This is a genomic window from Pseudomonas sp. NY11955, assembly GCF_048068035.1.
Taxonomy (GTDB): Bacteria; Pseudomonadota; Gammaproteobacteria; order Pseudomonadales; family Pseudomonadaceae; genus Aquipseudomonas.
The window spans coordinates 220,178-233,531 of the sequence record NZ_JBLUPS010000008.1 but is presented as its reverse complement, the minus strand read 5'-3'; the positions used below and the strand labels follow the sequence as shown (position 1 = coordinate 233,531).

Genomic DNA, 13,354 nt, shown 5'->3' with positions numbered 1-13,354 from the left:
GCCCCTTAGTGCTTCTTGCCCTCCTCCTTCTGTTTTTCTTCGTCCTGCCCTTCAACCTTGTCCACCAGCAAAGGCATCGTGCCCAGCACCAACAGCGCCAGCACCGTGCTGACCAGCGCCGTGGCTTCGCGTCCCATCCCCGCTGCCGTACCGATGGCAGCCGTCATCCATAACCCGGCAGCTGTGGTCAGGCCTTTGACATGACTGGTGTCCTGGCCATTGCCTTTGAGAATGGTGCCCGCGCCCAGAAATCCGATACCGGCGACGATGCCCTGAATCACCCGGCTGAGCGCCTGCGCATCGGCACCTGCCATGCTCGGTGCCAGCACGAACAGCGCCGCGCCCAACGAAACCAGCATGTGCGTGCGCACCCCGGCGGACTTGCCCTTGTGCTCTCGCTCGAAGCCTAGAACAGCGCCCAGTACGGCAGCCATCACCAGCCGTACCAGAATTCGCACGATCTCGCGCTCATCGCCAATATCGGCGAATTCGGCCTGGATTGTTTGCCAGATCAGATCCATGGATGGGGTCCGGGCCGTTTACACGTTCGGCCTCTGCTGACGCGTACGCGGATAGGCGTTTTTGCGATCTCGATGGGCATGGCCGGGTCTTCCGGAGGCAGTTACAGTGTGTGACTGCGAGCACTGCAAGTTTGCTGCATCGAACGCTCAAGTGGTCGCCTTGCAGTATTGGCGGGCAAACCTCTTGTTCGTCTCTGCAATTGACGGTCAGCATCAAGTTTCGCAGGTCGCCGTAGATGTTCTCGGCGCGTGCTGTGCTGTCGGTAAGGCGTTCAGACCGAATTGGCGGCCATTCGCAGCCGCTTCAATCGACTCCATGTCCCACCGCTGGTCGCAAATAGCGAACGGCTGCTTATGCTGACCACTCTCCTATTCTGAGCGCCACAGAACGCATCCAGGCTGTCGTAGCTTAGTGTCCTATTCCGTCGCTCGCTGTCCCGCCCGCTTCTCGTACGAGCCTTGCTAAATGCTCGAGGGATGTCGCGCGGTTGTAAAACGTCAGATGACGCCGACATTGCCGCCGGCGTTACCCGAGCAGCCTTGAACCAAGAGTCGAGATGCTCTACTGCCTGTGGCCACTGGCCAGGAGTGCATTATGAACTTCGAAGAACGCGACAAGTACGGTATGTACAAGGGACGGACCGATTTCACTGCCGAGGGAGACCGCGGCCCGGGGCCGCGGCTAATGGGCGCGGACACCCTCATCGGCAACGACGTGTATAACACGCAAAACGAAGACTTGGGTGACATCAAGGAAATCATGCTGGACACCGCCAGCGGCAAGGTTGCCTACGCTGTACTGTCGTTTGGCGGTTTCCTGGGGATGGGTGAAAAGCTGTTCGCCGTGCCGTGGGCTGCTTTGCGCCTGGATACGGTGAACAAGCGCTTCGTCCTTGATGCCGACAAGGACCGCCTGAAGAACGCCCCAGGCTTCGATAAGGACAACTGGCCAAACATGAGCGATCCGACTTGGGGCAGAGGTATCCACGACTACTACGGCACCACGTGGGAAAGCGATCCCCGGCTGTGATGGGCCCTGCTTGGCCGGGCTCCCGGCCAAGCCTATCCTGAGCAAGAGGGTCGTGACAGGCGGCTTTGGGTCGGTAGGTGCCCTTTTCGCGAGTGACCGCTTTCGACCCGTAGCAGCCACTCGCATAGGGTGGTAGGTCCATGCTCAGTGCATATTTGCAATCTCGCCGCAAACCACATTGCTGGCGAGACCAGATCTTTCAGTTTTCGTACCGCAGCGTCACGGCAAAGTTACGTGGTTCGCCGTAGTAATTGCCCAGGTTCGAGTTATAGATGGCGGAGTAATAATGCTTGTCGAACACGTTGTTCAGGTTCAGCTGCGCGCTCAGGTTTTTGTTGATCTGGTAATTAGCGTTCAGATCGACGAGGTTGTACGCTCCCTGCTCCACATTACCTAGATAGACCTTGCTCTGATGATAGAGGCTACCACCTACACGCCAATCGCCCAGCTCGCCGGGCAAACGATAATTGGTCGCAAGTTTAACCAACCGGCGCGGGGAGGTTTCGGTGGCGTAGTCGGTACCTTTACGGGTTCCGCCAATATATTCAGGGTGGCTGTAGGTGTATCCGAGCACGGCGTTCCAACCGGGGAGAACTTCTCCAGAAGCCTCTACCTCAAATCCTCGGTTGCGGACCTTGCCGCCCTCCTCGTAACACGTTGAGCTACGTCCTGGCCCGCAGATACGTGGTGCGCCAACAACCGCTTGGGGTAAGTGGCTTTGGTCAACCTGGAATACCGCCACAGACGTATTGAGCAGCCCGTCGTAGAACTCGTTCTTGAGGCCGATTTCGTAGTTGCTGCCGGTGATGGGGTTGAGCAGTTTGTTGTTGATGTCGTAGTTGCTTTGAACCTGATAAATCTCGGTGTAGCTGGCGTAAACCGAGGCATCGTCAGTGAGGTCATAGACGACGCCAGCATAGGGTATGACTTTTCCATTTTCCTTGAAACGGTCTTCATAGTCAGAAGACGTGTAGTCAACCCAGCTGAAACGGCTGCCCAGGATCACATGCAGATCATCGCTGGGGTTCAGTCGGGTGGCGGCATAAAGCCCTTTGTCCTTGCGTACGTTGCGGTACTGGATACGCTCGTAGCTGTAGGTGGGCGAAGCCACTTGTGAAGGGGAAAAATCAAGAATATCGACCACGCTTGGGTTGTTGTTGTAGCGCGACTCGTTGATGAACCGGTCTTTGCGCGCGTTAGCGCCGAACACCAGTTCGTGGCGCTGGCCGAGCAGGTAGAATGCACCGTTCAGCGCGGCATCAAGGCTGATTTGTTCGTCGTCGTATTTTGTATCGTTGGTGGCCAGCCGGAACTGGTCGTTACCAATGTTGTTGCCGTAGAGCCCGAGAAAATCGGCATTCGACCACATGAAGTTAGTATTGACGGTCAGTTTCCAGTCATCATTGAACGCATGCTTGATGTCAGCAAATACCGTGCGATTGATTTTGTTCAGATGTGCCCAGCTTGGCGCAAAAGAAGCCGAACGCGACAGTGGATAGAAGCGGCCATTGAGTTGAGTAGGCAAGCCGCCCCAGTCATAACCGCCGTGATAATCCTTCTGCAACACGGTCCCAAGGCTTACCGTCGTATCTTCGCTCAAGTCGGCTTCGCCAATGGCGTAGAACAACTGGTTTTCTTTGTCGGCACGGTCTACAAAACTATTGCCGGCATCGTATAGCAGTACGGTCCTGCCCCGCAGCGTGCCCTGTTCGTTCAAAGGCCCACTCACGTCGATCTGGCTGTGGTAATGATCCCAGGAGCCGCCGCCGATTTCTGCTTTGAGCTTATAGGTATCCGTTGGCCGCTTACGCACCAAGTTGATGGCCGCCGAAGGGTTTCCCGCACCCTGCATCAGGCCGTTGGCGCCACGCACAAACTCTACCCGGTCGTAGATGGCCATGTTGTTAACAGAGGTCACGTCCATCGAGTAGCTTTCGGAAATGCTGGTCGGTACGCCGTCGTATTGCAGGTCGTTGACCTGGAAACCCCGGGAGAAATAGCGTGATCGTTCGGTACCGAAATCCTTGGTTGTATTGATACCCGTGGCAGCCCTGGCAACGTCTTCGAGGGACTGCATGTTTTGATCATCCATTTGCTGACGCGTGACGACACTGACTGACTGCGGTGTTTCTCGCAGCGAGAGGCTCATCTTCGTTGCTGTGTTGGTGCTACCGGTCGTATAGGATCTCGACCCTTCGGTGATGGCGCCCAGCCCCGAGCTTGTTACGTTGGTCACGCCCAATTGCATTGAGCCCGACGGAGTGGCCGGCAATACCACGTAGCTGTTACCCCCACCAGCAACCGCCTGCAATCCAGAACCGCTCAGCAAGACCGAAAAGCCCTGATCGATGCTGTAACGGCCGTTGATGCCCCGGCTTTGCTTACCTTCGGTAAGCCCGTTGTCAAACGACAAGACAACGCCTGCTTCGGTCGCAAAGCGGTTCAATACGGTAGCCAGCGATCCGGCCTCGATAGCAAACTCCTGCTGATGCTGCGTACGAGCTGTTTCTTGGCTTTCGGCAGCACGGGTAAGTGCTGGAGTGGCCATCAACACCGATACACCAAACATGACAAGGTACAGCGCGCTTTGGGTGTTCAATTTGGCGGTGAACATGCCAGGAAGGGGATGCTGCATGCTTTCTCCTAATGCGGTTGTCGGCGTTTTATGAGGTATCTGCAAAAGGAGTCGCGCTGCCGGGGGCAAAGTGACAACGCGTTTTGAAAATTTTTTGGCTCCGTTGTTTTGGCCCGAAAGTCGATTGCCCTCAGGCCACCATTTTACTATATTGAGATTAATTCTTATTCTCTGCTTGGCACCGACATGTCGTCTGGCAACCCTATCGCGACGCTCTACAACGACCATCAACCCTGGCTGATAAGCTGGCTGCGCAAGCGCACCGGGTGTTCGCAAGCGGCGGCCGACTTTGCCCAAGACACCTTTGTACGCGTGTTACTCGCCGAGCGCCGTGAACCCCTGGCGGCCACGCTCAATGAGCCACGTCATTTCCTGGTAACCATCGCCAAGCGGGTAATGATCGACAGTTTTCGCCGCCAGTCAGTGGAGCGTGCCTATCTCGAAGTGCTCGCAGCACAACCTGAGTCGTTCGAAGTCTCGGCCGAGGAACGACTTGCCCTACTCCAGACCCTTCTGGAGCTGGATCGCATGCTTGACGGCCTGGGCGTAAAGGCGAAAACGGCGTTTCTGATGTCGCAGGTGCAAGGGCTTACTTACCCTCAAATTGCGGAACAACTACAGGTGTCCGCCAGCTCAGTGACCAAGTACATGGCCCGAGCCACCGAACGATGCCTCTTGTATTTCGTGCACAACCCGTGGTGACCAACGACGCCCAGCGCCAAGCGCTTCGCCATGCTGCGCAGTGGTTCGCGCAACTGTCCGCGAGCCCTGATGACCCGGCACTGCGCGCACAGTGGCAACGTTGGCACTGCCGAAGTGCGGAGCATGAGTGGGCATGGCAGCAGTTGACCGAATTGCAGGCACGCCTTGGCCGCATGCCGCAGCAATTGACTTGGGACGTCATGGAAAAGTCCACCCTGCGCGAAAGCGGCCCAAATCGCCGCACCCTTCTCAAAGGGCTGCTGCTGGGTGCCGGGGCGAGTTCATTGGCATGGCAGGGATATGGCATTGCGCCAAAATGGATGGCCGACGTTAAAACCCGCATCGGCGAACAGCGCCAAGAGGTACTTGCTGACGGAACCTTGCTGGTGCTCGATACCGATACTGCGCTGGATGTTGTCTTCGACGCCAGCACCCGCCTGCTGATTCTTCGAGCCGGGGAAATTCATGTCACAACAGGCAAAGACTCCCGACCGTTCCTGGTACGCAGTGCTCAAGGTGAGCTGCGCGCTTTGGGCACTCGTTTCGCCGTGCGCCAGCTCAACGGGCTGACGCGTCTTAGCGTCTACGAGCATGCCGTGGCGGTACGTCCTGAGCAGGCTGACGATGTGGTCGTGATCGAGCAAGGACAATCAGTGACTTTTGATCGTCAGAGACTGAGGGGCTCGCAGGCGTTGAAAAGAGGCGAAGAGGCCTGGGCCCAGGGGCGGCTGGAAGTGGAAGGCTGGAGGCTGGACATGCTGATCGATGAGTTGCAGCGCTATTGCCCCGGCTATCTTGGCTGCGCGCCCGAGGTCAGCCATTTGCGGGTGTCGGGTTCGTATTCGCTTGGTAATATTGAGCTGACATTGAACACTATCGCCCGTTCGTTACCAATCCGAATCCAGCAACTTACCCGTTACTGGACGCGCATCCTGCCGGCTTGATGATTCGCGACTTTGAAAGGTCGTGCCTCATACGATCATCGGCTCTCATGGTTCGCTCTTGGCCCCAACTCTTTTCCATGAATGACTGCTATGGGTCGATAGCGGTCCGTCGTGACTAGCTGCTCTCGACCCATAGCTGTCAGTCACCAATAGCGCAAATTGGGTTCGTGTTTGAGGGAACCCAGCGGAATGTGGAATACAACAACGGGCGCTCCCTGAACCTACACCAGTACAGCCTGCTGGCCACTGACTCGGCAGGGCGAGCCTTGCTGGGGGACGATTCCCGCGACGGTGCTATTGCGTGAAAATCAGACGCAGGGCTTCACAAGTGGTATCAGCCTGCTCAAAGTAAACGTCCGGCGAACTCACCTTCCGAACTCCAGCATTAAGGTCAATGGTGTCCACTCAAATACATGGGCAACACTTGCTTTCAATGCTGAAGCTCGGAAGATGAGTTCGCCGGACACTTACAGATCCATAGACAGTGAGTCAACCAAACGAAACCTGTTCAGCCGCTGCGCCGTAAGCCTGTTTCTGCCGAAGTGCGGCGATCTGGATAACGGTCGGAATGGTGACCCTGAAGGCTGGACTGGCAATGTCCACGGCAGTCCACGCTCCGGTGACAACCCAGCCGATCGGCCCGGTGATGACCGCCATCGTTCTCATCATCGTGCCGGTGGCAGCGAAGCTCAGGCCGCGACCGATGAGCGCCTTGAGGACGGCGTTGACCACAATCGCCGTCAGTTGATACGACTTGAAGCCGCCTGCCCGAAACACGGTTTGGAATACACCAAACATCGCTTCCGCCGTAAACAGGTTGGTGTTCTTGAGGCCAATGGATTCGCCCAAGGCCTTGATCTCTTCGGCGGACATCTTTTCCAGCGCGTCGCGCAAAATCTTGCTCAGCAGGTTCTGTTCGATCAGGTCGATGCTCGAGCCCTTGTTGTAGTTGACCTTGAGCTTGCCGCAGACATCCTCCAGTACCTCACGGTACAAGACACCTTTACCACCACGGAGCATCGTGGCAATCGTGTTCCCCCCGAAACACTGGATCTCGGCGGCGATCTGCTGCCAGTAACGTCTGTGGTCAGGATAATGCGACTTATATTCGGGCGTCGTAGACAGCTCTTCGGTCAGCCGCGAGCTACCGTCTTTGTCATAAACCAAGCAATAGACCAGATCATTCAGGTCGCTGGAATCCATCGAACCCAGGAATTTCAAATCCGGATCGTCTCTATATGCCATATCTCGCTCCATGCTTTGATCAGTGTGTCAGGCATACGGTAAAAGGCCGTAATGCTCTGCCCTTATCGGCGGCCATTCCGGAACCTTGATTTTAAAAGAGCAGGGGAAACCGGGAAGTCTCCCGCTTGATAAGACCGAACAGAGACACGATGCTCGCATCTATCCTGGCCTGTAACCGGCCTCCGCCAAGGACAGCTATAGGTCGATAGCGGCCATCCAGGATCCACAATTCGCAAAGCAGTTGGATGCGGACATCTGGCGATTAGTCAGCCGCTTGACGAGCAGTAGTGCGAACCTGGCCTAATTCATTGCTGTTCAGCCGTCATGACTATCGTGGCAGCCGAAGCCGGCGCCATCACTGCTCCCAAACGCTACGTGCAGCGCGCCCAGTTACGGCTTACGCACACCAGCCGCGCGGGTTGAGCGGGCAATCTAGTTGAAGTGACAGATTCGCACGGACGCGGTGAAGTCCTACCACGCGCTTGGCGCCGTGCACTAGGCAACCAATCATCAGGCATGCTCCGAACAAGCCGAGCCTGGCGTACACTGAAGGCCGCTGAAGACTACCCTGGTCCGTGTCAGAAATCGCCAGTCGCGATCACCTATGCACCCGCTGAGACTGGGGGCAAAATTGGGGGCATAGCTTTAAAATCCCATCCTGAAACTACCGTCCTAGAGCCTAGTCAAAATGTTCTTTGGCGACTCTGAGAGTCTTTAGGGGTTTCGCGCATGCTTGTTAGCTGATCATTTCTGCGTTTTTCTAGCCTCGAATAGCCATTTACTTCCAGCTAATTGCTAAATTTGGGGCATATTTGAGGGCATGCTTTGGATGGTTTGAAAACGATGCCCCCAATCTGAGGTCCAATACTCTCCCTCTCAAAAGCTCACCCGCTGCGGTTCCCAAACATTAGAGTGAAAGTAGGTCGATAAGATGCTCTCTTCTGCTCAAGTACGTGAACATCCGAGCGATACCTCCTGTGCAATCATTGTCGCAGGTGTAGCTTGCCAAGCTGAACTCAGACATCACTACGACGCTTTTCAAAGCGTTGCCAGAACGTCAGCAGCTCACACGTAGGATGCTGGAGTTCGGGTGCCAGTGGCATGATTGCCCCATGCAGAGCCTGCGCTAGGCCGACTAGTAGCCAGTTGCCAGTTAGTCATCTCATCGCCATGCTATGCAGCAAACGGGATCCAATACATGGAGCGAAAGGTGACGGACGACGATTTGCTGATCCAGCTTACACAGCAACACCCTGACTTCTGCCGCCTGCGCTCGGAGCTGGAAGAGGCAAAAAGCCTTGGCCCGGCACCTCGGATTGTCGTATGCGGACTGATGAATGCGGGCAAGAGCGCACTGCTCAACGGCCTTACCGGGCACATTGAAACGGAAGTCTTTGAAACCAAGGAAATACGGGCAACCACACAATTACAGACGTTAGAACATGAGGGACGCCTCTATCTAGATACCCCGGGAATCGATGCCTGCGAGGAGGATGATCGACTCGCGTGGTTAGGCCTGGCCAATGCCGATGTTATTTTGTTCGTGCACAACTTGCGTACCGCCACGCTTGAACAAATCGAAACAGCCTTCTTGTACGAACTCAAGCGCCGTCGCCCGGATCTGGAGCGCCACCTGGTGGTGGTTCTAACCCATGTCGAAAGCGTCACCCAGCGGGAAGTCAGCGAGCAAGCGATCGGCAAGATCCTGCAGTCGCTGTTCGGGACTGTGCCAGCCACCTTCGCAACTTCGTTCACCACCTTGCGCAACGGGGTGCGCAAGGGCAGCGCCAAGCTGTGCGAACTGAGCGGTTTCGACCCTCTGCGCGAGCATCTGCAGGCGCATCCGGGGCTGTTTGAACGGGGCCTGAACAAACAGCGCGCCGAGCGCGACGAGCACCGCCGCGACGCCTTGGAGTATATCCTCGACCAAGAAATTGCCCAGCGCAGAAAGCGTTTGGTCAAGCTCGAGGGCAAGCAGGCCGCTCAGTTGGCGCAACTGCAGAGCAGTGTCGAACGACTCTTCGACTCGGTCAGCCATGGCTTGGCGCGCGACTGATCGATTCCACGCAAGGAGATTCAATATGTGGTGGCTACTGATACCCGTGATCGGCACCGTTGTCGCAGCGGTGGTCAATTCCGACAGTGAAAAGGAAAAGGAAGAAGCCGAACGCCAGGCTCGCGCCAAATCGCGCGAACAGGCCGAAGCGCGTGCGCGCAAACGAGACAGGGATGACGCCCAGACGCAGCGTAACCAACGGCTCACTAAGGACATCGACGCACAGCTAAGCGAGTTGATGACCTCGCACAAGGCCGACCTCATACTTTCAGGCAAAAGCCACGCCGGCGTGAGCATAGAAAGCCTCCGTGCGTTCGTCGCCAGCCCGCCTTTAGCCACAGCGCAAGGCCAACTCAAGGCCTTGCGCCTGCTGGCACCGAATACCCGATTCAGCCCTCAATGGCTAGAGCGCGAGCGCCAGGCCAAAGCCCTGCGCGCTGAAATTCAAGGCCTCAAACGCTTGAAACGACAACTTCTGGACAGATCGCTATGACCTGCACTCCCGCCAACCGCAGCGAACTGCTGCAAGTCTTTGCTCAGGTCGCGCAAGGGTTCAGCGATGTGCAACGCCAAGTCGAGGCACGCGAAGCGCGTCTTAAGCATGCTCTGGATGCACTGGAGCAGATTCGCACAACTTCGCCCTGGAACCGCTCTGGGCTGGCGCCCGACCACCCCTTCCTGACCTTTGCCAAGGCCTGCCAGAATAATCTGGATGAGCGCTTCGATACCTGGATCAAGAACGTCAGGGCCTACGAACGCAACACGCAGTTTCGCAGCAAATTCGGCGACTCTCTGCTGGTGTTTGTTTTCGGCAAGGTCAAGGCTGGCAAGTCTTCGCTGGGCAATTACCTGGCTTACGGCCGCACCGAACCCGATGCGCAACTGATCGCCCGGGCGCAGCCCAAGCCTGAGTTTTTCAGCGAAACGTCCACGCAGTTGTGCGAACAGACCAGCGATGCGCAAATCCGCGAAAACGGCTGTTTCGGCGTCGATGTCGTGGAAGCCACCAGTGCCATCCAAGGCTTTCGCCTGCCAGGGCTGACCTGGGTCGATTCGCCTGGGCTACATTCGGTCAACGCGGGCAACGGCGAGCTGACCAAAGACTACGTCGATGCCGCCGACCTGGTGGTGTTTCTCAGCAAATCTGAAAGCCCAGGCCGGCGCTCAGACCTGGACGAGGCCAGGGCGCTGTTGCAAAGGGACAAGAATATGCTCGTGCTGCTCACCGGCAGCGACGAAAATGACGTGGACGTGAATGACGACGGTGAGGTCGTCGAGACGCTGATCATGAAAAGCGACAGCGCACGCCAGCTGCAAATCGGCTACTTCATCCAGGCCTTGCGCGAATTCGCTCCCGACTGTTCGCTGGATGATCTCAAGGTTCAGTCCATCTCCTCCTGCTACGCCGAGCAAGGCCCCGCTGAAGAACAGCAAGAGCGCTGGCAAGCCAGCGGCCTGGGCGACTTTGCGGGAGAGATCGGTCGCCTTGCGGTTGCCGAAGGCCTGCAGATCAAGCAGCAAGTGCCGTCGAAGAATCTGCAAGCCTTCTGCCGCCAGTTGCGCGAGTCGATTGGTTTACAGCAGGCGCTGTTGAGTGAGCTTCAGAGCGAACTAGCCAAAGCGCGCAAAGAGCTGAAAAACAACACCGAACGAGTGCTCTCCCAACTACAGCAGCGCCTGCCCATGGAGATCGACAAGCTGGCCGATCAATACGCGCTGAACGACCAAGGATTTTCCGACGCGTGCTGGGTACTGTTCGACCGCCAATTCGCTGAGTGCGCCGGAGCACTCTGCGAGCCCATCGGACAGAAGTTCGAAGATCTGGGCCACACCGCGCAGAGCGTGGCGCCAGCTGACAAGGCGCTACCGGGATTTGCAGCGCGTAAGCGCAGCGTCAGCTACCAATCGCGGCGCAACGAAGGCATCGGCAAGGCCGGAGGCGGCGGGCTCGGCGGTTGGGGTGGAGCTGAGGCCGGTGCCGCCTTTGGTACGTTGCTAGCGCCGGGAGCCGGAACCATCATCTTCGGGCTCATCGGTGCAGCCCTCGGGGGCTGGATGGGCGCCAAGGCCGGCGGGGCCGCAGGCGGCCATTTCGATGAGACGACCGAGTTCGAAATCATCGTCGGCGACAACCGTGACGAAGTTTCTCTGTCTACGCGCGAACACTTCATCGACTACGCCAAAGAGCGCCTCAAGCAGCTCTACCTCCAGCTCGATGCGCTGTGCTTCGTCGATGTATCGACCTGGCTGTCGAGCCTCAGCCAGGCCCTGCAAAACCTGGACGATCTCGCTGCGCAACAGATCAACGACATTAGCAAGGAATTCGATCATGGCCCTGCCTGATTTCACTCGCGTACTCGCCACCTACGACAACGTCAATGCTCCACTCCAGCGCTGGTTGCCAGCCGAACGTGTCAGCGAGTTGGGCAAGCTTTTGCACAGCCGAGCAGCACGTGTGCGTGCGCAGATCATGGTTTATGGGCTCTACAACGCGGGCAAGAGCACGCTGCTCAACGCCCTGATGGGCCGTGCCGAAGCGCCCATGGCCGACCACCCGGAAACCTCGGTGGTGGCCGAATATCCTTGGCAGGGATACGTGCTCCTGGACACGCCGGGGATCGATGCACCGATCACGCATGAACAAGTTGCTACGCAACAATTGCAGGACAGCGAAGTGGTGCTGTTCGTGGTGGCCGCTGGCGGCACGATCGACGAGGCCACCACCTGGGAACGCTTGGTGAAAATTGTTGGCTCCGGGCGCCGAGTGATGCTGGTCGTCAACAACAAGGCCGGCGTGCAGCACGACAGCCGCGACTTCTTCAGCATCAACGACAACCTGCGCAAGTATCTGCAGAACGCCGCCCTCCCCTATGGTATTGACGATATCCTAGAGCAAGTGCCGATTCACTGGGTAAATGCCAAGGCGGCCCTGCGCGGCCGAGTGGAAAGCAAGGAGCCGCTGGTGGAGTTCAGTGGCATCCTCGAACTGGAACAGGCGCTAAGCGATTTCCTTGCCAGCAGTGACCGTGGCGTGATGTTCAAAACCTGCCACAAAGACCTGCAAGAAGCCATTGAACTGGCCCTGATGCGCCTGCATCAGGCTGGCGGCAATGAGCAGGCGCAGGCACTTGACAAAGCCCGCCTGCAGATCGACAGCGAACGTGACCGGCTGCAGAGCGTGCTGCGTCATCACCTCGACAGCCGCTGCGTACGCGCCAAGTCGAGTGTCGTAGCGCTGATCAACGATGCACACCGGCAACCCGCTGAACAGGCTGAGCAGGCCATGGAAGACGGCGCCTCAAAAGTCATCGCAGCGCTGACCGCCGACATGATGACCGCCCTCAATAACGAGTTGCCGGCCACCCAACGCAAACTTGAAGACATTGGCCAGACGTTGGCCGACAGCGCCTTCGGTGCTGCTCACGCTTGCGTGAATGGCGTGAATCGCGAGGGCAACGGCAGTGACGACAGTGGGCTGTCGCCAGCGCTCAAGGACGCCATGCGCAAGATGCCCATGGGTGACCTGAAAACGATGACAGAGCAAGGAGTGAAGAAAGCGCTGGAGCTGGGCAAAGAGCTGCTACCCACTTTGTTCAAGGGGATCGGCAAAAAGACCATGGAGCGTTGGGCCGCTATGGCAGGACGCTGGGCTGGCCCGCTGCTACAGGCAGGGATGGCCATCTACGGTATCTACAAGGCCATCAGCAGTGAAAAGGCCGAAAAGGCCGCGCTGGATCGCCAGACCAAGGCAGTCGAGGATGCGGCCAGTACCTTTGTCGAAGACTTGCGCCAAGCCTATCTGAACCAGATTGCTCTGGTGATTGGGGAAGTCTTCAAGCCGATCGATGAATGGATGGTGACCCAGCGCGCGCTGCTCGTGCAGAGCGGGCAAGAACAGACGCGAGACCAGCATTTGTTCGAAGAAGCCCTGCTGGCACTACGTCAAGCGTATTGACTCGGTAAAGGGGCGCGTACAGACGACTCGGGTAGCCTGGGCGGGATCTCAGGCTCACAGCTCCCTCCTCAGCATTATCCCTTTGATGCCGATAGCAACTAATACCAAGGATTTTGTCACCGGCTAGACGGTGGTGCCCTCACACAACTAGAACAGGAGTTGAACCCCGCTAAGGGGTCATCAGGTATCTATGGATCAGACTAGAACAATCGCCAGTCCTACCAGCCCGGCTTGGACGCACGAAAACCCCTACCTTGATGTGCTCG

At 57.4% G+C, this 13,354-nt stretch carries 10 protein-coding genes; 7 read left to right on the top strand and 3 right to left on the bottom strand.

What is annotated here, in order from left to right; all coding sequences use genetic code 11:
- Positions 1-5: 5 nt before the first annotated feature.
- Complete coding sequence (locus tag ACNFBR_RS17085) at positions 6-521, bottom strand: MgtC/SapB family protein (RefSeq protein WP_416736011.1); 516 nt, start codon at positions 519-521, stop codon at positions 6-8.
- Between the two features lie 595 nt (positions 522-1,116).
- Between ACNFBR_RS17085 and ACNFBR_RS17080 the strand changes: the two genes are divergently transcribed.
- Positions 1,117-1,551, top strand: a complete 435-nt coding sequence (locus ACNFBR_RS17080) for a PRC-barrel domain-containing protein (RefSeq protein WP_014861612.1) — start codon at positions 1,117-1,119, stop codon at positions 1,549-1,551.
- A 199-nt stretch (positions 1,552-1,750) separates the two neighbouring features.
- Here ACNFBR_RS17080 and ACNFBR_RS17075 read toward each other — a convergent pair whose 3' ends face one another.
- Positions 1,751-4,186 carry a TonB-dependent siderophore receptor gene (locus ACNFBR_RS17075; protein WP_225935664.1) on the bottom strand — a complete coding sequence of 812 codons (2,436 nt, stop codon included), beginning with the start codon at positions 4,184-4,186 and terminating at the stop codon, positions 1,751-1,753.
- Between the two features lie 186 nt (positions 4,187-4,372).
- On the opposite strand from ACNFBR_RS17075, the gene ACNFBR_RS17070 reads away from it, so the two are divergent.
- A complete protein-coding gene (locus ACNFBR_RS17070; protein ID WP_186703469.1) occupies positions 4,373-4,888 on the top strand; it encodes a sigma-70 family RNA polymerase sigma factor in 516 nt (171 codons plus the stop codon).
- Positions 4,885-5,832 carry a FecR domain-containing protein gene (locus tag ACNFBR_RS17065; RefSeq protein ID WP_416736010.1) on the top strand — a complete coding sequence of 316 codons (948 nt, stop codon included), beginning with the start codon at positions 4,885-4,887 and terminating at the stop codon, positions 5,830-5,832. Before ACNFBR_RS17070 ends, ACNFBR_RS17065 begins: the two co-directional genes overlap by 4 nt.
- A gap of 489 nt (positions 5,833-6,321) precedes the next feature.
- Here the strand turns inward: ACNFBR_RS17065 and ACNFBR_RS17060 are convergent, their stop codons facing one another.
- On the bottom strand, positions 6,322-7,077 hold the full coding sequence (locus ACNFBR_RS17060) for a DUF3944 domain-containing protein (protein ID WP_416736009.1): 756 nt from the start codon (positions 7,075-7,077) through the stop codon (positions 6,322-6,324).
- Between the two features lie 1,210 nt (positions 7,078-8,287).
- Between ACNFBR_RS17060 and ACNFBR_RS17055 the strand changes: the two genes are divergently transcribed.
- Genes ACNFBR_RS17055 through ACNFBR_RS17040 form a run of 4 tightly spaced genes read left to right on the top strand, consistent with a single transcriptional unit; the run spans position 8,288 to position 13,088 of the window.
- A complete protein-coding gene (locus ACNFBR_RS17055) occupies positions 8,288-9,133 on the top strand; it encodes a GTPase domain-containing protein (RefSeq protein WP_416736008.1) in 846 nt (281 codons plus the stop codon).
- Positions 9,134-9,158: 25 nt separating this feature from the next.
- A complete protein-coding gene (locus ACNFBR_RS17050; protein ID WP_416736007.1) occupies positions 9,159-9,626 on the top strand; it encodes a hypothetical protein in 468 nt (155 codons plus the stop codon).
- Positions 9,623-11,476 carry a dynamin family protein gene (locus ACNFBR_RS17045; protein ID WP_307945413.1) on the top strand — a complete coding sequence of 618 codons (1,854 nt, stop codon included), beginning with the start codon at positions 9,623-9,625 and terminating at the stop codon, positions 11,474-11,476. The genes ACNFBR_RS17050 and ACNFBR_RS17045 overlap by 4 nt, the downstream gene beginning before the upstream one ends.
- Positions 11,463-13,088, top strand: coding sequence for a GTPase (locus tag ACNFBR_RS17040; RefSeq protein ID WP_307945410.1), 1,626 nt, complete (start codon positions 11,463-11,465; stop codon positions 13,086-13,088). Before ACNFBR_RS17045 ends, ACNFBR_RS17040 begins: the two co-directional genes overlap by 14 nt.
- Positions 13,089-13,354: the final 266 nt, after the last annotated feature.